22 protein-coding genes are annotated in these 23,220 nt (G+C 66.0%); 11 read left to right on the top strand and 11 right to left on the bottom strand.

The window, feature by feature from the left end; all coding sequences use genetic code 11:
• The 4 genes from ACREE8_RS25195 to ACREE8_RS25210 form a co-directional block, all read right to left on the bottom strand.
• On the bottom strand, positions 1–317 hold a 317-nt coding region (locus ACREE8_RS25195), incomplete at its 3' end, for a putative glycolipid-binding domain-containing protein (protein ID WP_431575776.1).
• A complete protein-coding gene (locus ACREE8_RS25200; protein WP_431575777.1) occupies positions 314–1,294 on the bottom strand; it encodes a quinone oxidoreductase family protein in 981 nt (326 codons plus the stop codon). The genes ACREE8_RS25195 and ACREE8_RS25200, both read right to left, overlap by 4 nt.
• A gap of 41 nt (positions 1,295–1,335) precedes the next feature.
• The gene (locus tag ACREE8_RS25205) at positions 1,336–1,836 is read right to left on the bottom strand and encodes a methylated-DNA--[protein]-cysteine S-methyltransferase (RefSeq protein ID WP_431575778.1); all 501 of its coding nucleotides are present in this window, start codon (positions 1,834–1,836) and stop codon (positions 1,336–1,338) included.
• A complete protein-coding gene (locus tag ACREE8_RS25210) occupies positions 1,833–3,935 on the bottom strand; it encodes a thioredoxin domain-containing protein (protein ID WP_431575779.1) in 2,103 nt (700 codons plus the stop codon). The genes ACREE8_RS25205 and ACREE8_RS25210 overlap by 4 nt, the downstream gene beginning before the upstream one ends.
• 175 nt (positions 3,936–4,110) lie before the next feature.
• Between ACREE8_RS25210 and ACREE8_RS25215 the strand changes: the two genes are divergently transcribed.
• The 7 genes from ACREE8_RS25215 (at position 4,111) to ACREE8_RS25245 (ending at position 10,490) form a co-directional block, all read left to right on the top strand.
• Positions 4,111–4,353, top strand: a complete 243-nt coding sequence (locus tag ACREE8_RS25215; RefSeq protein ID WP_431575780.1) for a DUF6489 family protein — start codon at positions 4,111–4,113, stop codon at positions 4,351–4,353.
• Entirely contained in the window at positions 4,350–4,781 is a 432-nt protein-coding gene (locus tag ACREE8_RS25220) for a (2Fe-2S) ferredoxin domain-containing protein (protein ID WP_431575781.1), read from the top strand. Before ACREE8_RS25215 ends, ACREE8_RS25220 begins: the two co-directional genes overlap by 4 nt.
• 19 nt (positions 4,782–4,800) lie before the next feature.
• Positions 4,801–6,135 (top strand): tRNA uridine-5-carboxymethylaminomethyl(34) synthesis GTPase MnmE, encoded by a 1,335-nt coding sequence (gene mnmE / locus ACREE8_RS25225; protein WP_431575782.1) that lies wholly within the window; start codon positions 4,801–4,803, stop codon positions 6,133–6,135.
• Positions 6,136–6,244: 109 nt separating this feature from the next.
• On the top strand, positions 6,245–8,137 hold the full coding sequence (gene mnmG, locus ACREE8_RS25230; RefSeq protein WP_431575783.1) for a tRNA uridine-5-carboxymethylaminomethyl(34) synthesis enzyme MnmG: 1,893 nt from the start codon (positions 6,245–6,247) through the stop codon (positions 8,135–8,137).
• 10 nt (positions 8,138–8,147) lie between these two features.
• Entirely contained in the window at positions 8,148–8,786 is a 639-nt protein-coding gene (rsmG, locus tag ACREE8_RS25235; protein WP_431575784.1) for a 16S rRNA (guanine(527)-N(7))-methyltransferase RsmG, read from the top strand.
• 28 nt (positions 8,787–8,814) lie between these two features.
• On the top strand, positions 8,815–9,579 hold the full coding sequence (locus tag ACREE8_RS25240) for a ParA family protein (RefSeq protein WP_431575785.1): 765 nt from the start codon (positions 8,815–8,817) through the stop codon (positions 9,577–9,579).
• The gene (locus ACREE8_RS25245) at positions 9,576–10,490 is read left to right on the top strand and encodes a ParB/RepB/Spo0J family partition protein (RefSeq protein WP_431575786.1); all 915 of its coding nucleotides are present in this window, start codon (positions 9,576–9,578) and stop codon (positions 10,488–10,490) included. Before ACREE8_RS25240 ends, ACREE8_RS25245 begins: the two co-directional genes overlap by 4 nt.
• A 15-nt stretch (positions 10,491–10,505) precedes the next feature.
• On the opposite strand, the gene ACREE8_RS25250 is transcribed toward ACREE8_RS25245, so the two are convergent.
• From ACREE8_RS25250 to ACREE8_RS25280, 7 genes are all read right to left on the bottom strand, one after another.
• The gene (locus tag ACREE8_RS25250) at positions 10,506–10,742 is read right to left on the bottom strand and encodes a DUF6471 domain-containing protein (RefSeq protein WP_431575787.1); all 237 of its coding nucleotides are present in this window, start codon (positions 10,740–10,742) and stop codon (positions 10,506–10,508) included.
• Positions 10,743–11,009: 267 nt separating this feature from the next.
• On the bottom strand, positions 11,010–12,047 hold the full coding sequence (holA, locus tag ACREE8_RS25255; RefSeq protein WP_431575788.1) for a DNA polymerase III subunit delta: 1,038 nt from the start codon (positions 12,045–12,047) through the stop codon (positions 11,010–11,012).
• A 24-nt stretch (positions 12,048–12,071) separates the two neighbouring features.
• Positions 12,072–12,674 carry an LPS assembly lipoprotein LptE gene (gene lptE, locus ACREE8_RS25260; protein WP_431575789.1) on the bottom strand — a complete coding sequence of 201 codons (603 nt, stop codon included), beginning with the start codon at positions 12,672–12,674 and terminating at the stop codon, positions 12,072–12,074.
• The gene (leuS, locus tag ACREE8_RS25265) at positions 12,661–15,228 is read right to left on the bottom strand and encodes a leucine--tRNA ligase (protein WP_431575790.1); all 2,568 of its coding nucleotides are present in this window, start codon (positions 15,226–15,228) and stop codon (positions 12,661–12,663) included. Before leuS ends, lptE begins: the two co-directional genes overlap by 14 nt.
• Before the next feature lie 122 nt (positions 15,229–15,350).
• Positions 15,351–16,430 carry a 2OG-Fe(II) oxygenase family protein gene (locus ACREE8_RS25270; RefSeq protein ID WP_431575791.1) on the bottom strand — a complete coding sequence of 360 codons (1,080 nt, stop codon included), beginning with the start codon at positions 16,428–16,430 and terminating at the stop codon, positions 15,351–15,353.
• Positions 16,431–16,461: 31 nt separating this feature from the next.
• Positions 16,462–17,550: a 2OG-Fe(II) oxygenase family protein gene (locus ACREE8_RS25275; protein ID WP_431575792.1), complete on the bottom strand. Its 1,089-nt coding sequence runs from the start codon at positions 17,548–17,550 to the stop codon at positions 16,462–16,464.
• Between the two features lie 82 nt (positions 17,551–17,632).
• Positions 17,633–18,220 (bottom strand): DUF3576 domain-containing protein, encoded by a 588-nt coding sequence (locus ACREE8_RS25280; protein WP_431575793.1) that lies wholly within the window; start codon positions 18,218–18,220, stop codon positions 17,633–17,635.
• 368 nt (positions 18,221–18,588) lie between these two features.
• On the opposite strand from ACREE8_RS25280, the gene ACREE8_RS25285 reads away from it, so the two are divergent.
• The 4 genes from ACREE8_RS25285 to ACREE8_RS25300 form a co-directional block, all read left to right on the top strand.
• Positions 18,589–19,428 (top strand): sulfotransferase domain-containing protein, encoded by an 840-nt coding sequence (locus ACREE8_RS25285; RefSeq protein WP_431575794.1) that lies wholly within the window; start codon positions 18,589–18,591, stop codon positions 19,426–19,428.
• Positions 19,429–19,513: 85 nt separating this feature from the next.
• Complete coding sequence (locus ACREE8_RS25290; protein WP_431575795.1) at positions 19,514–21,667, top strand: tetratricopeptide repeat protein; 2,154 nt, start codon at positions 19,514–19,516, stop codon at positions 21,665–21,667.
• The gene (locus ACREE8_RS25295; protein WP_431575796.1) at positions 21,664–22,464 is read left to right on the top strand and encodes a hypothetical protein; all 801 of its coding nucleotides are present in this window, start codon (positions 21,664–21,666) and stop codon (positions 22,462–22,464) included. Before ACREE8_RS25290 ends, ACREE8_RS25295 begins: the two co-directional genes overlap by 4 nt.
• Before the next feature lie 22 nt (positions 22,465–22,486).
• A partial coding sequence (locus tag ACREE8_RS25300; protein WP_431575797.1) for a hypothetical protein occupies positions 22,487–23,220 on the top strand: 734 nt, incomplete at its 3' end.

Consider the following 23,220-nt stretch of genomic DNA (forward strand, 5'->3'; position numbering starts at 1 on the left):
CAGCCTTCGAGCTCGGGCAGGGCCTCGCCCTGATCGCCCTGCCAGTTGCCACGCCCGTCGCTCTTGAGCGTCCGCTCGGTGAGGACCGCCATGGTCTGGGATTCGAGCGCGACCTTGCGCACGCGCCAATTGCTGCCCCACTTGATCTTGTATTGGAGCCGGAAAGGCTGGCCTTCCTCGACCCCCATCACCAGGCCATGGGCGACATTCTCGACCGGGTCGAGCCGCAGCCGCAGCTGCTCCAGGCCGGGGCCGGGGAGCGCCGCCCAGAAATAATTGCGCTCGGGCGGGAGGAGGCTTCCCGTGGGGAGGGTCACGGCAGCAGCACCGTCGAGCCGGTGGTCTTGCGGGCTTCGAGGTCGCGATGCGACTGCGCCGCGTCCTTCAAAGGATAGGTCTGGTTGACGCGGATCTTGACCGCGCCCGACAGCACCACGTCGAACAGCGCCTGGGCGCTCTCGACCAACTCCTCGCGCGTTGCCGTGTAATTGCCGAGGGTGGGACGGGTCAGGAACAGGGAGCCCTTCTGCAGCAAGGTGAGCGGCTCGATCGCCGGCGAAGGACCCGAGGCATTGCCGAAGGTGACCATCATGCCGCGCGGACTGAGGCAATCGAGCGACGCCAGGAAGACATCCTTGCCGACGCCGTCATAGACGACCGGCACGCCCTTGCCGCCGGTGATCTCCTTCACCCGCGCCACAAAGTTCTCGCTGCGATAATTGATGACATGGTGGTAGCCATGCTCGCGCGCGAGCCTGGCTTTCTCTTCCGATCCGACCGTGCCGATGACCGTGGCGCCCAGATGGGAGAGCCACTGGCCGGCGATGAGGCCGGCGCCGCCGGCGGCGGCATGGAACAGGACGGTCTGGCCCTTCTTCACCGGATAGGTGCGGCGGATCAGATATTCGACCGTCATGCCGCGCAACAGCATCGCCGCCGCGGTCGGGTCGTCGATGCCGTCGGGCAACCTCACCACCTTGGCCGCCGGATAGACGCGGCGCTCCGCATAGGCGCCGATCGGGCCGGAATTGTAGCCGACGCGGTCGCCGAGCTTGAACTCGGTGACGCCGCTGCCGAGCCCTTCCACCACGGCCGCGGCTTCGAGGCCGAGGCCCGAAGGCAGTGGGATCGGATAGAGGCCGCTGCGGTGATAGGTGTCGATGAAATTGAGTCCGCAGGCGGTCTGGCGCAGCAGCAGCTCGCCGGCTCCCGGGGCGGGAACATCGATCTCCTGCCATTGCATCTTGTCGGGGCCGCCGAATTCGGCGATGCGGATCGCGTGGGTCTTGGCCATGGACGAATCCTTCGGGGGTGAGTCTCGATAGAGGCTGGGTTTCAGAGGAGACGCAAAGGGCGGGCGCCCTCCAGTTCGAGCAGGAATGATTTCGACTCCGTGCCGCCGACGGCGGAGAAGCCGACCAGGGCGCCGTTTTCCGCGAGCACGCGGTGGCAGGGAATGATGATTGGAATGGGATTGGCGCCGCAAGCCTGGCCGACCGCACGCGCGACATTGTCGACCCGCCGCGCCAGGGCCGCGTAGCTCCAAGTCTCGCCATGAGGGATCTGGCTCATCGTCTTCCAGACCTTCTGCTGGAAGGCCGTGCCCCGCGGCGCCAGCGGCAGATCGAAGGCGTCGCGATGCCCGCGGAAATATTCGTCGAGCTGCGCCTCGGCCAGCTCGAGCAAGGCTGAGCTTTCGGCGCCGGGCTCGAGACGGGACTCTTCCTCGCGTCCCCAGCTCAATCGCGTGATGCGGCCTTCCTCCTCGATCAGGCGGATCGGGCCCAGCGGCGAGGCCATGAGGCGCTGGCGCGAGATGAGGGCGGTTGTCGTCATGCAAGCGCGAGCGTGGCGTGAAGCCGCTCGGGGTCGGTGAAGGGCAGCGAGCAGGTCTGGCCGCGGCAGACGAAGGCCGCGACCTTGCCGGCCGGGACGGTCTTGCCGGCGGCCGGATGATCGGCCGGCAGTGCGGCGCCGGAGGCGACCGACTGCAGCACGAGGTTGGGCGAGGACGCACCATGCGCCGCGCGGCGCATGGCCTGCATCGCGGGCGCGCCGGGATCGCCGACCAGCACGACCTGGACCGCGTTCTGCAACAGATCGTTCGCATTCAGGAGTGTCGCGAGCGGGAAGAAGTTGCGCTCGATCTCGCCGGCGAAGGCGCCGACAATGGCCTCCGCACGATCGCGATAGGCGGGCTTGCCGGTCAGGTAATGAAGCTTCGCCAGCACCGCGACCATCGTGCCATTGCCGGACGGGACCGCATTGTCATGGGCGTTGCGCGGCCGCTGCACCAGATCGGTGGTGTCGTCGGCCGCGAAGAAATAGCCGCCGCCGGTCTTGTCCCAGTAATGACGGTCGATGATCTCGAGCCAGGCTTCGACCTGGGCGATATAGGCGGGATCGCCCGTCGCTTCATGCAGGCGCAAGGCCGCGCGCGCGTTGTTGGCGTAATCGTCGAGGGTTGCCGGATGCTGCAGGCGGCCGGCGCGATAGCTGTGCCGCAGCCGCCCATCCTTCGTCATGTCCTTCGTCACGAAGGCGAAGGCCTCGCGCGCGGTTGCGAGCCAGTCGGGCTCGTCGAACACCTGCGCGGCAAAGGTCAGCGCCGCGATCATCAGCCCGTTCCAGTCGGCCAGCGCCTTGTCGTCGAAGCCGGGGCGGACGCGGCCGCTCCTGAGCGCCAGGAGCTTGGCGCGCGATTTGAGCAGCGCGCCCTCGGAGAACTCGTCCATCAGATCGGGATGCGCGGTCCGATTGAGGATGGTCTTATGTTCCCAGTTTCCGTCCGAATGCACATCATAGATGCGCTTGAAGAGCGTCGCGTCCTTGCCGAGCGCCGCATCGATCTCGGCCTCGGTCCAAACATAGAATTTTCCCTCTTCATGCTCGCTGTCGGCATCGAGCGAGGAGGCGAAGCCGCGATTTCCGGAAGGCCCGGCTTCGGCGCGCATCTCGCGCTGGGCCCAGCCGATCGTCTCGCGGATGCGGGCTTCATAGAGTGGCGAACGCGTCTCCTGCCAGATCAGCGCATATTGCTCGACCAGCTGGGCGTTGTCGTAGAGCATCTTCTCGAAATGCGGCACCAGCCATTCGGCATCGACCGAATAGCGCGCGAAGCCGCCGCCGAGATGATCGTAGATGCCGCCCTGCGCCATGCGGGTCAGCGTCAGCAGCACAGCCTCGCGCATCTCGCTGTCGCTGTTGCGCTTCCAGCCGCGCCAGAGCAGCTCGAAGGTCGGCTCCTGCGGAAATTTCGGCGCGCCGCCGATGCCGCCATGGGCCTGGTCGACCTGCTGTAGCAGATGCTGCGCGATGCGGTCGGTGAGCTCCATCGAGATGGCGCCGCCGGGCCGCGGCTCCGCCATCGACTTCAGCGCATTCTTGATCGCGGTGACGTTGCTCGCGACCTTGCCGCGCTCGGTGCGATAGATGTCGGAGATTGATTTGAGGACGTCGGGAAAGCCGGGACGGCCCCAGCGCTCGGCCGGCGGAAAATAGGTGCCGCCCCAGAAGGGTTCGCCCTGCGGCGTGAGGAACATGGTGAGCGGCCAGCCGCCCTGTTGTCCCAGGAGCGCCAGTGCCGATTGATAGATCTGGTCGACGTCGGGGCGCTCCTCGCGGTCGACCTTGATGTTGACGAAGCGCTCGTTCATCAGATCGGCGATGCCCTGGTTCTCGAAACTCTCATGGGCCATGACATGGCACCAATGGCAGGCGGCATAGCCGATCGAGAGCAGGATCGGGCGGTCGAGCGCCTGGGCCGCCGCCAGGGTCTCGGGATCCCAGGTCTGCCAATGGACCGGGTTCGCCTGGTGCTGATGGAGATAGGGGCTGGTGCTGAGCCCGAGCCGGTTGGCCGCGAGGCGCTCGAGCGGCGGCGCATCGCCGGGACCGTTGGGCGCGGTGGGAGACATGTCCGAAGCGGACGTCATAACGGCGGCGAAACCTTTCGGCCGGCAAGATTTGCGGGCGAGTGACAGTGACGATTTCGCATGAGGCGGCCATCGGCCCCAGGCGCGGATCGAGAATGCTATGCTTATATAGTCGGATTGGCGTCGCGATGGCTCAAGCCCAATCTCGGTGACAAACGGGTTCGTCGGAGGTCACATGAAAATCACGATCGATATCGACTGCTCGCCCAGCGAGGCGCGGGCTTTCCTGGGATTGCCGGATGTGGCACCCCTCCAGGACGCCGTGATGAAGGAAGCCGAGCAGCGGATGATGGCCGCTCTCAAAAGCATGGACGCCGAGGCCATGTTCAAGGCCTGGGTTCCGGGTGGGTTGGGCGGATTGGAAAAGATGCAGCGGGCCTTCTGGGAAGGGCTGTCGGGAAAGAAGACCGGGGAATGACCAAGATCGAACAGGAATCGCAGGCGACGGAAGAAGGGCAGATCTCGGGCGATCCGGCCCTTTTCTATCGTGCCCATGTGTTCTGCTGCACCAATGAGCGCCCCGCCGGCCATCCGCGCGGCTGCTGCAAGGAAAAGGGCGCGGAAAAGCTGCGCGACTATATGAAGGCGCGGGCCAAGGAGCTGGGGATCGCCGGGGTGCGCATCAACAGCGCCGGCTGTCTCGATCGCTGCGAGCTGGGGCCGACCATGGTGATCTACCCCGAAGGGGTCTGGTATCGCGCCCGGACCCGGGAGGAAATCGACGAGGTGCTGCAGAAGCATCTGGTCGAGGGCGGCCGGGTCCCGCATCTGATGCTGAAGCCGGGGGACGACCCGCCGATCGCCAAGAATAAAGTGATGGCGGCGGAAGCCGGCTTGGTTCCTTGAGGTAACCGACCGGGAGCCCATGCGTGACGATTCCACAATCTATGCGCCGGCGACGGCGCCGGGCCGATCGGGCCTGGCGGTCATTCGGCTGGCCGGACCGGCGGCGGGGGACAGCCTGCAGCAGCTGACGGGACAGCCGTTGCCGGCTCCGCGGAAAATTGTGCGCCGCAGCATAAATCATCCCGTCACCGGTGAGGTGCTGGACCAGGGGATGATCGCCTGGTTTCCGGCACCGGGGAGCTTTACCGGCGAGGACGGGGCCGAGCTCTATCTTCATGGTGGGCGCGCCGTTCTGGCCGCTGTTCTGGGTGCATTGGGTAAGCTTCCGAATTTGAAGTTGGCGGAACCCGGTGAATTTACACGCCGCGCCTTCCTCAATGGCCGGTTGGACCTGACCGAAGTCGAAGGTTTGGCTGATCTGGTCGCGGCCGAGACCGAGGCGCAGCGTCGCCAGGCCGTCCGGCAATTGGACGGGGTCCTGGGACAACTCTATGGCGGCTGGAGCGAAAGCCTGACATCGGCGCTGGCCCGGCTCGAAGCCGCGATCGACTTCCCCGATGAGGATTTGCCGGCCCATTTGATTGTTTCGGTAACGGAACAAGTAGCACCGGTGGCCGAGGCCATGGCCCAGCACCTCGCCGACGGCCATCGCGGCGAGCGGCTGCGCGAGGGATTGTCGGTCGCCATCATGGGCCCGCCCAACGCTGGAAAATCAAGCTTGTTCAACGCATTGGCGAAGCGCGAGGCGGCCATCGTATCGCCTCACGAAGGCACCACGCGCGACGTGCTGGAGGTGTCGCTCGATCTCGGCGGCTATCCGGTGCTGCTTGCCGACACCGCCGGATTGCGCCGGACCCGGAATGAAATCGAGGCGGAGGGTGTGCGCCGCGCCGAGCGCCGCGCTGCGGATGCAGATCTGCGGATTTTCGTTCTGGATGCGGAACGAATTACCGAGCAACTGCCGAACCTCTTGAATCTGCGGCGGGATCGGGATCTGGTCCTGGCCAACAAGATGGACCTGTTGGGGACTCGGCCGCTGCCCCAGCCTGGAGTCCCGTTGCTTCCCATTTCGGTTCATTCCGGATACGGATTGAACGATCTGGTCGCCCGGATCGGGGAAATCGCCGCCCAGTCCATGGATTCGATCGGGTCGCCGGCCCTGACCCGGGCGCGGCATCGCTCGGCACTCGAAGACGCGTTGGTCTCCCTGACCCGCAGCCGTGAGGCCCGCGATCCGGAGTTGATGGCCGAGGATCTCCGTCTGGCCGTCCGCGCCATCGGGCGCATCACCGGCCGGGTCGATGTCGAGGATCTTCTCGACCGTATCTTCTCCGAGTTCTGCATCGGGAAATGATCCCTCCGGCCCGCAATGTTTCACGTGAAACATTGCCTGCGGCAGACGATCTCAGGCTGGCCAAGAGCTTTTGACTCAGGTCCGGGTCGAGGATTAAAGTCCCGCCGCCATGCGAGATTTCTATGATGTCGTTGTCGTCGGTGGAGGCCATGCTGGCTGCGAAGCCGCGGCTGCGGCTGCCCGCATGGGCGCGGCCACGCTGCTTCTGACCCATCGCCGCGACACCATCGGCGAGATGTCCTGCAACCCGGCCATCGGTGGCCTGGCCAAGGGTCACTTGGTCCGCGAGATCGACGCGCTCGACGGCATCATGGCCCGCGCGATCGATCGCGGCGGGATCCAGTTCCGTATCCTCAATCGAAGCAAGGGCCCGGCGGTCAAGGGCCCCCGGGCTCAGGCCGACCGCAAGCTCTACAAAGCGGCGATCCAGGATCTTCTGGCGAACCAATCCAACCTCGAGATCCTCGAAGCTGCGGCCGAAGGGATCGAGCTCGACCCCACGGGCCATCTGGCTGCCCTGATCACCGCCACCGGCCGGCGGATTGGCGTTGCCGCTGTCGTCCTGACGGCCGGCACTTTCCTGCGCGGCCTGATCCATATCGGTGCCGAGACCAAACCCGCGGGCCGTGTGGGCGAGGGGCCGGCCATTGGCTTGGCCGAGGCGCTGGAACGGGCGGGCTTCGCGATGGGCCGGCTGAAAACCGGCACGCCGCCACGCCTGGACGGGGAAACCATCGACTGGAGCGGCCTGGAGCGCCAGCCCGGAGACCAGCCGCCGCAACCCATGTCTTTCATGACGGGCCGGATCGAGACGTCGCAGATCGATTGCCACATCACCGCGACCGGACCCGCGGGCCATGAGGTGATCCGACGGAACCTCCACCGCTCGGCGATGTATTCCGGCCGGATCAAAAGCACCGGGCCCCGTTATTGCCCCTCGATCGAGGACAAGGTCGTCCGCTTTGCCGATCGGGAACGCCACCAGATCTTCCTGGAGCCGGAAGGGCTCGATGATTCCACTGTCTATCCCAACGGGATCTCGACCTCCTTGCCGGCCGAGGTGCAGGCCGAGTTCCTGGCGACGATCCCCGGGCTGGAGCATGCCCGCATCATCCGGCCGGGCTATGCCATCGAGTATGACTTCATCGATCCGCGCGAGCTGCGCGCCACGCTCGAGACCCGGCGGGTGCCGGGGCTCTTTCTCGCTGGCCAGATCAATGGCACGACCGGCTATGAAGAGGCGGGGGCGCAGGGGCTTATGGCCGGCATCAATGCGGCGCTCAAGGCGGGGGGCGGGGGCGAGTTCATCCTCGACCGGGCCGACGCCTATATCGGCGTCCTGATCGACGACCTGGTCACCAAGGGGACCGGCGAGCCCTATCGCATGTTCACTTCGCGCGCCGAATATCGCCTGATGCTGCGAGCGGACAATGCGGACCTCCGGCTGACGGAGAAGGGCATCGCGATCGGGGCCGTGGCCGGCGATCGGGCCCGCCGGTTCGGCGCCAAGAAAGCGGCGCTGGATGAGGCGAGGGGCCGGATGGCGGCTCTCAAGGAAACGCCGAGCCGCCTGAAACACCAGGGCTTCGCCATCAACCAGGATGGCGTCTGGCGCAGCGCCTCGGAAATGCTGGGCTATCCGGGCGTCACTCTCGGGACGCTGGCCAAGGTTTGGCCGGAGCTCGCGGCCATGCCCGCCGAGATCGCCGAGCAACTTGAGATCGAAAGTCGCTATGCCGGTTATCTCGAGCGGCAGGAGGCCGATATCCGCGCCTTCCGTCGTGAGGAATCGCTCCAGCTTCCGGCCGATCTGGATTTCGCCGCCGTCGGCAGCCTGTCGACCGAGATCCGCGACAAGCTGAATCGCGTGCGGCCGGCCACCCTGGGCCAGGCGGGACGAATCTCCGGAGTGACGCCGGCGGCACTGACGGCCCTGTTGCGCCATGTCCGGTCCGCGGGTCCGAGGCGGGCGATCGAAAGTGCGACCGCCGGCGAGGCGTGACCTCGTCACCATGACGGCACCGCTCACGCCCGAAGGCTTCGCCGCCGAGACCGGTGTTTCACGTGAAACACTCGCGAAGCTCGAGCGGTTGACCGAGCTCCTCCTGAAGTGGCAGCGGGCGATCAACCTGGTCGCCGCCAACTCTCTCGCCGATGTCTGGCGGCGCCATATTTTGGACTCCGCGCAGCTCTATCCCCTGCTGCCGCCGAACGGCCGGACCGTCATCGATATCGGGAGCGGCGCCGGCTTCCCCGGCCTGGTGCTGGCGGCGATGGGAGTGCCGGATGTTCACTCGGTCGAGTCGGACCAGCGAAAATGCGCCTTTCAGCGCGAGGCGGCCCGAGTCGCAGGGCTCGCCGTCACGATTCACGCCCAGCGCGTCGAATTGCTGCCGAAAATACCGGCTAACGCAATTATTAGTAGGGCGTGCGCCGATCTCCCCCAATTACTTGATTACGCCTACCCTTTTATGTCACCCTCCAGCTGGTGCCTGTTCCTCAAGGGCCAGCAGGTCGAGCGCGAATTGACCGAGGCTGGCAAAGGCTGGAAGATGCAGACGGAGCGCTTTCCAAGCCGCACCGACCCCTCTGGAACCGTCCTGCGATTGAGCCATGTCGAACCTCTCCGACCTCACCGCGACGAACGATAACCCCTTGAAAAGAGCCAAAGTTTTGGCGATGGCGAACCAGAAGGGCGGGGTCGGGAAAACCACGACCGCGATCAATCTGGCGACCGCCCTGGCGGCTTGTGGGAAGCAAGTCCTGATCGTGGATCTGGACCCGCAAGGCAATGCCTCGACCGGCCTCGGCATCGATCGCGCCCGACGGGTCGTGACCTCCTACGACCTGCTCGAAGGCGGTGCCAGCGCGCGCGAAGCGCTGCTGCCGACCCTGGTGCCCGGCATGTCGATCATCCCTGCGTCGGTGGATCTTTCCGGTGCCGAAATCGAGCTGGTGAGCGCGGTGCGGCGCGAGTTCCTGCTGCGCGAAGCGCTGAAGCCGATCCTGAATTCCTATGACTATGTTCTCATCGACTGCCCGCCTTCGCTGGGTCTGCTCACCCTGAACGCGCTGGTCGCGGCCGATGCGGTGCTGGTGCCGCTGCAATGCGAGTTCCTGGCACTCGAAGGTCTGAGCCATCTGATGATGACGATCCAGCGCATCAAGGAGGTGCTCAATCCAACCCTTGAGATACAAGGGGTGGTATTGACTATGTTCGACAAACGCAACAGCTTGAGCGATCTGGTGGCTGCCGATGTGCGCGGCCATCTCGGTCACAAGGTCTATGACACCGTCATTCCGCGCAATGTGCGCATTTCCGAAGCGCCCTCGCATGGAAAGCCGGTCCTGCTCTATGATCTGAAATGCCCCGGCGCGCAGGCCTATATCCATCTCGCCAGTGAGATGCTGCGACGGGAGCGGATGGAGCCTGAGGCGGCTTGATCGACGACGGCAGCAAGAAACTCGGCCGCGGTCTGTCGGCACTGCTGGGAGCGGAAAGCGCCGACTACGCTTCGCTCGACCGGGTTCGTCTATCGAAAATGGTACCGATCGAGCAGCTCCAGCCGGGGCCATTCCAGCCACGCCGCCTGTTCGGCGACGACGAGCTGGCGGCGCTGGCGGAATCGATCAAGGCGAACGGGATCCTGCAGCCGATCCTGGTGCGCCGCCGGCCGCAACAGCCCAACGCCTATGAGATCGTCGCCGGCGAACGCCGCTGGCGCGCGGCGCAACGCGCCCAGCTGCATGAGGTCCCGGTCATCATCCGTGACCTCGCCGACCGCGAGGCGCTCGAGCTGGCGCTGGTCGAAAACCTGCAGCGCGAGAATCTGTCGGCCCTCGAAGAGGCCGAGGGCTATCGCCGCCTGCTCGAGGAATTCAAGAACACGCAAGAAGACCTGGCACAACATGTAGGGAAGAGCCGGTCCCACATCGCCAACATGTTGCGGTTGTTGGGGTTGCCCAGCCAAGTCAAGGCGCTGCTCGACGAGGGGCAGCTGACGGCGGGCCATGCCCGCGTGCTGGTGACGGCGACCGATCCGGTCGGGCTCGCCAAGCAGATCGTCGCCCAGGGTCTGAATGTGCGCCAAGCCGAGCGCATGGCCAGCGCCGCCAAACCCACCGCCGTGCGAAAGAGCGCCAAATCGAAACCCGGCGCCACGGTTCGCGACGCCGACACCCTGGCGCTCGAGCGCGACCTCTCCAACCTCCTGGGGCTCAAGGTCGCGATCAATTTCGACGGGCAGGGCAGTGGCGCGCTGACCGTTCATTATAAGAGCCTCGACCAGCTGGACGATCTGCTGCAGCGCTTGACCCGCGCCGCGGGGGCCGCCGCCAAACCCACCGAAGACTGACGCGGCGGCGGCGCTCTAGTCATCCAGCCGCAATTTCCTGGCGCCGATCGCCTCGAGGCATTGCAGCAGGAACATGGCGGTAAAGCTGCCCCGGGCGATCTTGTTGGCGATGTTGCGCTCGGTTTCCTTCACCCCCAGGGGCTCCAGCTTCTCCGCCAGCTTGCGATAACTGACATTGCGCCGCTTCAGCTCGGCCTTGAGGATGCCCTTGGTCCGGGCGCCCCAATCGATCTCTTTGATGTCCTTCGTCATGCGCCGAATCCCGGGCTGTGGTGCTAACATCATCATATTCGATGTTTTCACCTCGAACAAGATGAGCAGGGTCATCCTCTCGATGTTTATACATCGAATATGATGATGTCGAGGGTCCCGGCCCAAACGCCGAGCGCCACCGCCGGTCCGCGGGTCGCCGATAGGCCGTCCTGAGTCCGCAAACGGCGAAAATGCTGCAGCTATGCTGCACCCATGCTGCGCAACATGAGGGTCATGCTGCGCAGCAAAATCCTGGGAGGGTCTGGTTCAGCGCGCGGGCTTTATCGCCGCGATCTCGAGGAACACCCGCCGGCAGAGGGTCTCGGCCGGGGAGCCCGAACGTTTGCAGAGCTGCTCGGTGGTCAGGATGCGCTCCAGGGCGGTGGCGATACCGCCCGCCGACCAGCGCTTGGCCGCGGCCTTGAACCGATCCTCATATTTGAAGAAGACCGGGGGCCGAAGGCCGCGCATCGCACCCTCGATCCCGCCGCTCTGCTCCGCCTTGCCGGCCGCCCATTGCAGCCGCAGGAAATGCCGCGCCGCCGCGCGCAGCAGGGAGATGGGGGCCGCGCCCTCGCCGAGGCTGCGGGCGAGCCCGCGCTCGACCCCCGCCATGTCGCGGTCGCTCAAGGCATAGACCAGGTCGTCGAGCGCATGGGCGGCGCTGTCGCCGACGGCGGCCTCGACATCGGCCAGCCCCACCGTCTTGCCGCTGCCGCCCATATAGAGCGCCAGCTTCTCCAGCTCGGAGAGCGTCACCGCGCGATCGCCCCCGAGGCGCGCCGAGAGATAGGAGAGGGCCTCGGGTGAAATGCCGAGCCCCTCCTGCTGCAGCTTGTCCTTGATCACCCCGGACAGGCTGGCGCCTTCGTCGCGATAGCAGGGCAGGGCCGCCGCCTGGTCGGCGCCTTCGCAGAGCTTGCGCAGCGCCGAGCGGCTCGGCAGCTCCTCGGCCTCGAGCACGATCAGGCTGTCGGTCGAGGGCGCGGCCTTGGCGCCCGCCAGGTAGGATTTGAGGATCGCGGCCACATCGTCATCGGCATCCTCGATCCGCACCGCGCGACGGCCACCGGTGAGCGACATCGCCATCGCCTCGTCGGCCAGCCGCGCCGGATCTTCCTTGAGCGCCTTGCCGGTCAGCACCGCGACGCGGAAGGGATCGTCCAGGCTGCCGGCGGCGCCGCGCACCAGCTGATTGGCGCGCTCATGGACCAGGCCCGCATCGACGCCATAGACCAGCACCGCCATGATCTGCGGATCGGGCTTGGCGAGGAATCGCTCGATCGTCTTGCCGGTCAGTTTCATCGCGGCGGATCGAAGCGCCGGCGATCAGGGCGAAGCCGGCGCCGCGGGGGCGGCCGGTGCTGTCGGGGCGGCCGGCGCTGCGGGCTCGGCTGCCGCGGCTGCCGCCTGCCCGCTCGAAAAGAACAAGGCCACGCGCGTGCTGATATCGTCGCTCAGCTGCTTGGTGGCGCGCTGGCGGACATCCTGCTCGGACGAGATCGTCGCATATTGCGAGGTCTGCACGTCGTAGCTGAGGCTGCTGCGGCTCTGCGAGGTCAGCAGCGTGCTGCCGCTCTTGATGTCCCGCAGCTTGTAGTGCGCGGTAATGTCCAGGATGGTGCGCGATGCGGTCTCGTTGGGCTCGAGCAGCAGGTCCGAGCCCGTCTCGACCAGGACCACCTCCAGCACATAGACCGGCTCGGCCGGCTTGCCGCTCGGGTTGAGACGGTCGCGCAGCTGGTTATAGAGCAGTTGTCCGGTGCGGTTGGCGATCGGCGCGATGCGCACATTGGCCAGATCGGTATTGGTGTCCTGGCCGTCGCCGTGATTGCCATAGAGCGGATGAAAACCGCAGCCGCCGAGTGCGGCAGCGAGACCGATCCCCGCGAGGCCGAGCAGCCAGCTGCGTCTGCTGTTAGAGCACGACATTGACGATCCGATTGGGCACAACGATCACTTTGCGCGGCGGCTTTCCCTCGAGCAAGCGGCGAATTCGTTCATCGCCCAGCGCCAGGGATTCCGCCAGCGTCTTGTCGCAGTCGCGCGGCAGCTCGATCGTGGCGCGCAGCTTGCCATTGACCTGCACCGCGACCGTTACGCTGTCCTCGCGCGTCAGGCTCGCATCGGCCTTGGGCCAGGCGGCGTCGCAGAGCACGCCCTTGCCGCCCAGGGTCTGCCAGATCTCCTCGGCCAGATGCGGCATCATCGGTCCGGCCAGCCGCGCCAGCGCCTCATAGGCCTCGCGCAGCGCCCAGGGCCGTCCGCCCTCGGGCGCCGCCTTGAAATCCTCGAGCGTGTTGGCGAACTCGTAGAGCCGCGCCACCGCCTTGTTGAAATGGAACGCCTCGATATCCTCGGTGATGGCCGCCATGGTCTTGTGCGTGGCACGCCGCAGCACCGTCGCCGTCTCGTCGAAATCGCCGGGCGCGGAGTCCGCCGCCGCCATCTGCGGCAGCGCCTCGCCCGTCATGCGCCAAAGCCGCTGCGCGAAGCGCCACGCGCCCTGCACGCCGGCCTCGGTCCATTCGAGATCGCGCTCGGGCGGACTGTCGGAGAGCATGAACCAGCGCGCCGTGTCGGCGCCGTAGGCGTCGATGATATGCGTGGGATCGACCACGTTCTTCTTCGACTTGCTCATCTTCTCCGAGCGGCCGATCGCGACCGGATGGCCGTCGGCGACGGCCACCGCCTTGCCGCCCTCCTTGCGCACATCGTTCGGGAACAGCCATTCGCCGTCGATGTCGCGATAGGTCTCGTGGCAGACCATGCCTTGGGTGAAGAGGCCGTCGAACGGCTCGTCGATCCCGAGATAGCCGCAGCGCTTCAGCGCGCGGGTGAAGAATCGCGAATAGAGCAGATGCAGGACCGCATGCTCGACGCCGCCGACATACTGATCGACCGGCAACCAGTAATCGACATCCGGACGTTCCATCGCCTGATCGGACCGCGGACTGCAATAGCGCGCGAAGTACCAGGAGGATTCGACGAAGGTGTCGAAGGTATCGGTCTCGCGCCGCGCCGGCTTGCCGCAAGTCGGGCAGGCGACATGCTTCCAGGTCGGGTGATGATCGAGCGGATTGCCCGGCTTGTCGAAGGTGACATCGTCGGGCAGGCGCACCGGCAATTGGTCCTTCGGCACCGGCACGATGCCGCAACGGCCGCAATGGATCACCGGGATGGGACAGCCCCAATAGCGCTGGCGCGAAACGCCCCAGTCGCGCAGGCGATAGGCGACGGTGCCTTCGCCCTGGCCCAACGCCTTCAACTTGGCGATGGCCGCGCGCAACGCGCTCGGCACATCCATGCCGTCGAGGAAGTCCGAATTGAACAGCGTGCCGTCGCCGACATAAGCCTCGTTGGCGATCGTGAAGCTGTTCGGGTCCTCGCCCTTCGGCAGCACCACCGGCTTCACCGGCAGCTTGTATTTGAGCGCGAAGTCGAGATCGCGCTGATCATGCGCCGGACAGCCGAAGATGGCGCCCGAGCCATATTCCATCAGCACGAAATTCGCGACATAGACCGGCAGCGTCCAGCTCGGGTCGAACGGATGGATCGCCTTGAGTCCGGTATCGAATCCCTGCTTCTCGGCGGTCTCGAGCGTCGCCTCGCTGGTCCCCATGCGATTGCATTCGGCGATGAAGGCGGCGAGCTTCTCGTTCTTCTTCGCCAGTTCCGTTGCCAGCGGATGGCTCGGCGAGAGCGCCACGAAGGAGGCGCCATAGAGCGTATCGGGCCGGGTCGAGAACACCTCGATGCGCTCTTCCGAACTCTTGAGCTTGAAGAAGAAACGCGCGCCCTCGGAGCGGCTGATCCAGTTCTCCTGCATCAGCCTGACCTTCGCCGGCCAGCGCTCGAGCTTGCCCAGCGCCGCCAGCAGCTCGTCCGAATAGGCGGTGATGCGGAAGAACCATTGCGACAAGGTGCGCTTCTCGACCAGGGCGCCCGAGCGCCAGCCGCGCCCGTCGATCACCTGCTCGTTGGCGAGCACGGTCTGGTCGATCGGATCCCAATTGACCATCGCTTCCTTGCGATAGGCGAGATCCGCCTCGAGCATCTCGAGGAACATGCGCTGCTCATGCCGGTAATATTCCGGATGGCAGGTCGCGATCTCGCGATCCCAATCGAGCGACAAGCCCATCGATTTGAGCTGGCCGCGCATGGTCGCGATGTTCTCGTAGGTCCATTTGGCCGGATGGACATTCTGCGCGATGGCGGCGTTCTCGGCCGGCAGGCCGAACGCGTCCCAGCCCATCGGATGCAGCACGTTGAAGCCTTGCGCGCGCTTGTAGCGGGCGACCACGTCACCCAGCGTGTAGTTGCGCACATGGCCCATATGGATGCGGCCCGACGGATAGGGAAACATCTCGAGCACGTAGTATTTCGGGCGCTGCGGATCGCGTTTGGCGGCGAAGGATTTGCGCTCGTCCCAGCGCTGCTGCCACTTACGCTCGGTTTCCTTGAAATTATATCGGGTGCTCGTCATGCCGGTCGGGAGAGGGAGAGGGGAAAACGGGGCCTAGCATTAGCGGAGGCCCCCGGGAATGACAAGCAAAGGCGCGGAAATCCGCCCTTCTTTGCTGGGACCTTCCAAAAGGTCTCGACCCCTCAACGGGCCGGTGCCGAGGGCTTCGAATCCAGGGTGAGGAAGAAGGTCAGGAGCGCAAAGCGCCGGCCGGCGATGACGGGAAGCGCTTCATGCACCAGCGGGCAGGAGAAGACGACGGCACCGCCGCGTGGCGGCTTGTAGCGCTGCTGCCCATATTCCGGAAAGATCAGCTCGCCGCCCTCATATTCTTCGCTGTTGAGATTGAGCGTCATGGCGAACATGCGATTGCCGGTGCCGGGGCCCTGGCTGTCGCGATGGCGCCGGAAATAGTCGCCGCGCTCGGCGTCGTAACAGGCGATCTTGAAGTTCTCGTAGCGGAAGCCGGCGGTGAACTGGAACGCCTTGGCCATTTCCGGCGCGACACGCCGGCCGATGGTCGTGGCCAGGACCTGGGTGACGGCGTCGTCGCGGATAATATGATCGCGCCGCTTCTTCAAATGCTCGTAGAGCTGGTTCGTTTTTTCGCCCTTGATGACCGTGGCGACCCGGCCCTCGTCATTGCCCTGCTCATGCCAGCGCCGGATGAGCGCCAGGGTCGTGGCCCGGTCGAGCACATCGGGCACGATCAGGACCGGCGCGACCGAGCTCGTCACCTCGCTCGAGGTCACGGGGCCCGAGGCCGCGAGGCGCTGCAGCGCCGGCCCGCTCGCCATGGCGCCGTTGCCGCCGACGATCAGCCTTTGATTGGGATCGAGCAGCAGGAAAGCCGGCCCCGGTTGGAGACCCGCTGCCCGGTAGAGACCCGCCAGGATGCGGCCCTGGGCGTCGCCCAGAACCAGGAAGGGCAGGGCCTGGGCACCCGGGATCTGCGCGCTGTCGCCGGGAACGAGGCCCATGATATCGACGCCCCCGGCGACATAGTCGTCATGGGCCGCGGCATAGTCCGACAGCGTGCCGGGCAGGGGGGCGAGGAGCAGCGCCAGGGGCCGGCCCAAGGTTCGCTCGTAGAAGGGCCGCATGGCGCCATGCTGGTCGGCTGCCATGAAATTGGGGATGCGGTCGCCGGCGGCGAGCGCCGTCGCCGGCATGCGGATCGGCTGCGCTTTTTCGTCCCCCAGGGATTGAACCGGCTCGGTCATGGGTCGCGTCGGCGCCTCTGGCGTCACTCCGTTACCGGGCCGGGCCACCCGGCTCGGGACTGCGCAGGAAGGATAGCAGGGTGAAGCGCCGTCCGCGCGTCACCGGCAGGGCTTCATGCATCAGCGAGCAGGAAAACAGGATGGCGCCACCGGTTCCGGGGCGATAGCGATGCGGCCCATATTCCGGGAACAGCAGCTCGCCGCCATCATGCTCCTCGCTGTTGAGATTGAGGGTGAGGGCGAAGCGGCGGTCCGCGGTCGAGGGGCTGGAATTGTCGCGATGGCGGCGGAAGTAATCGCCGCGATCGGCGTCGTAGCAGGTGACGATGAAGCGGTCGAAGCGGAAGCGGTTGAAGCCGAAGGCCTTGTCCAGCTCGGGTGCGATCCGCCGGCCGATGATGCCCACCAGGGTCTTCAACAGTTTCTCGTCCTGGATGGCATGGTCGCGGCGCTTCTTCATATTGTGATGGACGCGCCGGACCTCTTCGCCATCGACGATGGAGTTGACCGAACCCTCGTCATGACCGAGCCGTCGCCAGCGCTCGATCAGCGCGGCGCAGGCGGCGCGGTCGAGAACGTTGGGAACCAGCAGCACGGGCGCCGCCTGGTCGAGGAACTGGGCCGCCGGCGGCGGGTTCAACTCGGCCAGCCGCGTCATCGCCCAGTCCGCCAGGCCGGCGCCGACACGCGCTTCGAGCAGGCGCTGATTGGCGTCCAGCAGAAGCCACAGGCCGGGTGCCGGCAACAGGGCGGCGGCCTTTACCAACCCATTGATAATCGTGCGTTTTGTGTCAGACAGCAGGAGCCGGGCGAGGGCCGTGCCGGCGGCCAGCGCCTTGAGCTTGGCGCCGTCGTCGGGGGCGACCACGAGCAGATCGAGGCCGGTCCCGGCCCGCGCGGCCGCGGCCTGAAGCCCGGCGATCTCGCCCTCAAGGGCGCCCTCGGTCAGAACCAGGAGGGCCAGGGGATTGCCGCGCGACCGGTCATAGAAGGCGCGGAAGGCGCCTTCCTGATCGGCCAGCACGAAATTAGGCACCCGATCGCCGGGAGCGAGCGTCGCTTTCGGCGGCGCGAGCTCGATCGCAGGGTCGCGGGCGGGTTCAGCGGCGCCGGGAGACATGCATGGGCACCTCGCCGGCCTGGGGAGTGCACCAAGCCCCGGCCGGGGTCCCCAAGGGCGCCCGGCCGAAGGCTCGACGTCCCTATTCGCCGGTCTGCGTGACGCGCAGCTGACGCGCGCGGGTCAGGATGGCGTTTTCCAGATCGGTTGCCGTCGACGGCGCCACGGGTGCGTCGACCCAGTTCGCTCCCTGCATTTCCTGGCGGAACACGGCGGCCCGGACGCCATCGGCGCGCAACGTGCGACCCAGGATATAGACGTTCACCTTGAAGCGTTCGCTGGGCGTCTGCGGCGGCGTGTACCAGTCGGTGATGATGACGCCGCCGAACGGATCGGCCGAGACCAGCGGCATGAAGGACATGGTGTCGAGCGAGGCGCGCCACAGGAAGCTGTTCACGCCGATGCCGGCGCCGCCACCGCCGCCCCCCTGATCCTGGTTCGGCGTCGACGCATTGCCGAGGCTCAGACCGCCGGGACCGAAAACCGAGGCCGGCTCACCATAGGCCGGGGTCGTCTGGCCGGGACGGCGCAGATCCGGATATTGCGAATTGGGATCGCCGTAAGCGCAGCCAAACAGAAGCGTCGGGGCCAGCAGCAGAGCCGCCGCCGCCATGATCTTGTTGCGCCACCCGCGCTTCGCCTTCGCGGTGTCGCGCCGACCACTCGCCATGAACGCATTCCTTCCGATAAGCATCTGTAAGGGCGAGGAAGCTTAAAGCAGAGCCCCCGTGACGGGTCAAGGCTGGCGGCGTCCAATCCGGACCTTCCGGACTCCTGCGCACAGCCGCCGCGGTCTTCCATTCGGCGCGCCCAGGGATGAAAGCCGGCCATTTGTGCCGTTCATGGCGGGGGAACGGTGCATCAAGGGTCGGGCGGCAGCCTTGGGGAGCCGGATTTTTCTGGCGAGGGACCCCTCTTTCGCCTATCTAGCCTTTAACCCCCGGCATGCGCCGCCCGGACGGCCTCGGGACTTTCCCCGGTCTCTCCGCGCGGTTGCCCTGCCGCCAACCCCTCTTTGGACTTCGAACCCTCCGCATCATGGGCAAGATCGTCTGGCTCGCCTCTTATCCCAAATCGGGCAACACCTGGCTGCGGGTCTTTTTGCATAATCTGTTTCGCGATCCCGCCGACCCCTACGACATCAATCGGATCGACAAGTTCTCCGTCAGCGATTCCGCTGCCGGCTGGTATCAGCAGCTCGATCCGCGGCCGGTGACGGAACTTTCCTCCGAGGAGATCGCGAAGCTGCGCCCGAAGGTGCACAAGCTCCTGACCGGCATCTTCCCGGACAATGTCTTCGTCAAGACCCACTGCGCGCTGGTGGAATCCTATGGCACGCCGGCCATCACGATGGAGGAGACGGCGGGCGCGGTCTATATCGTGCGCAACCCGCTCGATGTGGTGATCTCCTACGCGCATCATTTCGGCCGCGGCATCGACGAATCGATCGAGGAACTGAACAAGCCGGGATTGCAGACCCAGACCGGGCCGCGTCACGTTTTCGAGGTGATGGGCTCCTGGAGCGAGCATGTCGCCAGCTGGACCGGCAGGCCCAGCCCCGCCCTCCATGTCATGCGCTATGAGGACATGCTGACCGAGCCCGAGAAGGCGTTTGGCGGCGTGGTCCGGTTCTTCGGCCTCAATGCATCGCGCCCGCGTCTGCTCAAGGCGATCGAGCAGAGCTCGTTCCGCAACATGCAGGAACAAGAGCAACAAAAGGGTTTCGAGGAGCGCAGCGACAAATCGGAACGCTTCTTCCGCGAAGGCCGCGCCGGGCAATGGCGCGACAGCCTGACGCCGGCGCAGATCGAGGCCGTCGTCAAGGTCCACCGCCAGCAGATGAGCCGCTTCGGATATTATCCGCTGCCGACGAGCTGATGCGCGATTGCAGGGCGTAGCGCATCGCCGGTGATTCGTCCTTGCTCGACTGACCGGGTCCTTCTGTCATGACCGCCACGCGCTGATGTCCCGCTCGAACCCGCCCGGTCAAGGACCCTCCCCGGCGCGCGATGCCCGACGCGCCGGCGGGCCGCCGCAGGAGTTTCTGGCCGCGGTCGAGCATCACCGCGCCGGCCGCTTGCGCGAGGCCGAGTCGCTCTATCGGAAAGTCATCCAACGATTCCCACAAGCCGCGGAAGCCTACGGCCTGCTGGGCTTTCTGATTCATCAGGAGGGGAATCATGAGGCGGCGCTGGCGCATATCGCCAAGGCGATCGAACTCAACGCGCATTTCATCGACGCCTATCTGTGGCGCGGCATGGCCTTGCAGGCGCTCGGCCGCCTGCAGGAAGCCGAGACCGCCTATCGCCAGGTCCTGATTTCCAATCCGCGTCATTTCGATGCGTTGAACAATCTCGGCGGTGTCCTGGTGCTGTCGCAGCGACCGGCCGATGCGATCCCGTTGCTGGAGCAGGCGATCGCCCTGCATGGCAATCGTGCCGAGGCTCACCACACTCTGGGCAGGGCGTTCATGGATACCGGCCGGCCCGAGGCGGCGGCCGACAGCCTTCGCAAGGCGACGGCACTCCGTCCCGACTATGTGGATGCGTTGACCAATCTGGGCGCCGTCCTGATCGAGCTGCGCCGCCAGAGCGAAGCCCTGGTCTGTCTTCAGCGCGCCCTGGATCTCGATCCGACGCGCCCCGAAAGCCATTACAATCTCGCGCGCGCGCGTCTCGGGCTGGTGGATGCCGGCGAGACGGAGGCCATGTTGCGCGCGGCACTCGATCTCAAGCCGGAATACCCGGAGGCTCGCGTCGAGCTCGCGAACCTTCTCATGAATATCGGCCGGCGCGAGGAAGCGATCGAGCATCTGCGTTACACGGTCGAGACCTCGCCGGAATCGGTCGTTGCCGTCTCGAGCCTGCTGATGGCGCTGAACTACGATCCCGACCTCACCTCGGATGCGGTTGCGGCGGAGCATCGCGAGCTGGGCGCCGCCCTCGATCGGCGTGCAGGTTCCCTCGCGACGGCACGCCGGCAGGCCGGTACAGACGCCCCGGGCCGGCGGCTGAAGATCGGCTACCTCTCGGGTGATTTCCGCGCCCATTCCTGCGCCTTCTTCATCGAGCCTCTCTTCGCCGCTCATGACCGCGCGCGCCTGGAGCTCTTCGCCTATTCGACGACACCGGGAGAGGATGCCGTCACGCGACGGATCCGCGGGCTCGTCGATCATTGGCGTCCGGTGCGCTATGTCGACGATGCAGCCCTGGCTCGCCTCATCTCGAACGATTCGATCGATATTCTTGTCGATCTCGCCGGCCACACCGCCGGGGGGCGGCCGATGACGCTGGCGCTGCGCCCGGCTCCCTTCGCCGTCACCTGGTTGGGTTATCCCAACACGACGGGCCTCGCCTCGGTGGATTGCCGCATCACCGATGCGATCGCCGATCCGCCGGGCGCCAATGACGCGCGATATAGCGAGCGCCTGCTGCGATTGCCCGGCGGGTTCCTCTGTTATCGTCCGCCGGCCGATGCGCCGGTGCCGATCGACGGGCAGCAGCGCGACGCTCCCGTCTTCGGCTGTTTCAATACCGCTCTCAAGATCAATCCGGCGGTCGCCCGCGTTTGGGCCCGGATCCTCGGGAGCGTGCCGGATTCCGTGCTGCGACTGAGGGCCCTTCAGTTCCAGTATCCGGCGGCGATCGAAGCGATGCGGACGCTGTTCGAGCAAGCCGGGCTCGATCCGGCGCGGATTCAGTTTTCCGCCTGGCGGCCCAGCATTGCCGAAGGTCTCACCGACTACGCCAACATCGACGTGGCGCTCGATCCATTCCCCTATAACGGCACCACGACGACCTGCGAGGCTCTCTGGATGGGCGTTCCCGTTGTGACGATGCTGGGCGAGGCCCATGCGGGCCGCGTGGGCGCCACTCTGCTGTCGAGTCTGGGGCTCGATGCCGAGATGGTCGCGGCTTCGCCGGACGAGTATGTCGAACGAGCGGTGAGGCTGGCTCGGGATCGAGCGGGGTTGCGGCGTTATCGCTCGGAACTGCGGGCTCGCATGGCAAGCTCGCGCCTGACGGACGAATCGAAGTTCGCGCGCGAGTTCGAGCAGGCGCTCCTGGCGGCATGGGCCGAGCGGGCCGCGCGCCCTGTCGATGACGTCGACCGATGACAGGGTCCGATGCTGCGGGGGACGACCGCCCGGTCCTGAGACTCATTCATCATCTGGCCCGGACCGGCGGCACGACCATCAGCAAATGCCTGGCGGTGATGCCGGGGGTGGCGCTCCTGAGCGAGATTCATCCGCTCGGCATCGAGAAGATCAGCGCGCTGCATCAGGCGATGAATTGGTTCGGTTTGATCGATCAAGCGGAGATCGAAAGGCTGGGATCGCATCCCGATTTCGCCGCGTCGATCCGGCTGATCGCCGAGCGCGCCTCGGCGCGAGGTTTGCGGCTGGTGCTCCGGGACTGGAGCCATCTGGATTTTGCCGGCGCGCCGCTGGTCGAGACGCCGGCTCTCCGCCTGACCACCGCCGAAACGCTGGCGGCGGATTTTCGGTTTCGCCAGCTCGCGACCGTCCGCCATCCGATCGATCATTGGCAGAGTCTGCGCCGCGTTCCCCTGATGCGGGGCAAGATCGATCTCGATCGGTTTCTCAAGGGCTATCGCCGTTTCGCCGAGCTCGCGGTGCCGATGGGCTTCCTGCGGTTCGAGGATTTCTGCCTGCGACCGGAGGAATCCCTGAAGGTTCTGTGCGACGCGCTCGATCTGGTCTACGACCCCGCCTGGCGGCTGCGTTGGGCCGGCTATGACCGCATCACCGGCGATGAAACCGCGCAGCGCGGCGCCGAGGAGATCAAGCCGCCGCGCCGCCGCCCGCTCGAGCCCGGTCTTGCCGATGCCTTCCTGAAACATCCGGATTACCAGCCGGCCCTGGCGCTGCTGGGCTACCGTCACCCGATCTGAATCTGGAACCGGATCTTCCGTCATGTCGACAGCCACCCAGGGACCGGCGCTTCCGATCATGCTCTGCACCACCGTGGTGCGGTCGGCCCATCACGGCTCGAGCCATGGCGGCGCCTATCTCGTCGACATGGCGAGCGGCGATCATCGCCAGATGCTGGATTGGAATGACGCGGCGATCGATTGGAGCGGGCGCGGCGGCGACCGCGGATTGCGCGGCATCGCCTGCCATGGCGACGAGATCTATATCGCCGCCGCCGACGAGATCTTCGTCTACAGCCCGGACTTTCGCCGCTTGCGTTCCTTTCGCCATCCCGGCCTCGGGCTCTGTCACGAGATCTTCATCGCCGAAGACCGGCTCTATCTGACCTCGACCGCCTTCGATTCGATCCTGGTCTATGACCTCTTGGCACGGCGTTTCATCGTCGGTCATTGCCTGCGCCGCGATGCGGCCACCGGCGCGTTGTTCTATCGGCCGTTCGATCCGGAGGGTCCGGGCCTGCCCGAAGCCGGCGACAGCACGCATATCAACAATGTCTTCGTCGAGGGCGGGCGGATCTTCGCCAGCGGCGTCGGCCTCGACCGGCTCATCGAGCTCAAGGATGGCCAGGCGATCGCTTATGCGCGATTGCCGACCTGGACTCATAATGCCCGCCCCTTCGCCGGCGGCGTCATCGCCAACAGCACGCAAGGCGACATCATCATGATCGCCGAGCGCGACGGCCGCCCGCGCCTTTCCTTGCCGGTTCCGCGCTATCC

Origin of the sequence: Hypericibacter sp. (assembly GCF_050729195.1) — a bacterium.
Classification (GTDB): domain Bacteria; phylum Pseudomonadota; class Alphaproteobacteria; order Dongiales; family Dongiaceae; genus Hypericibacter.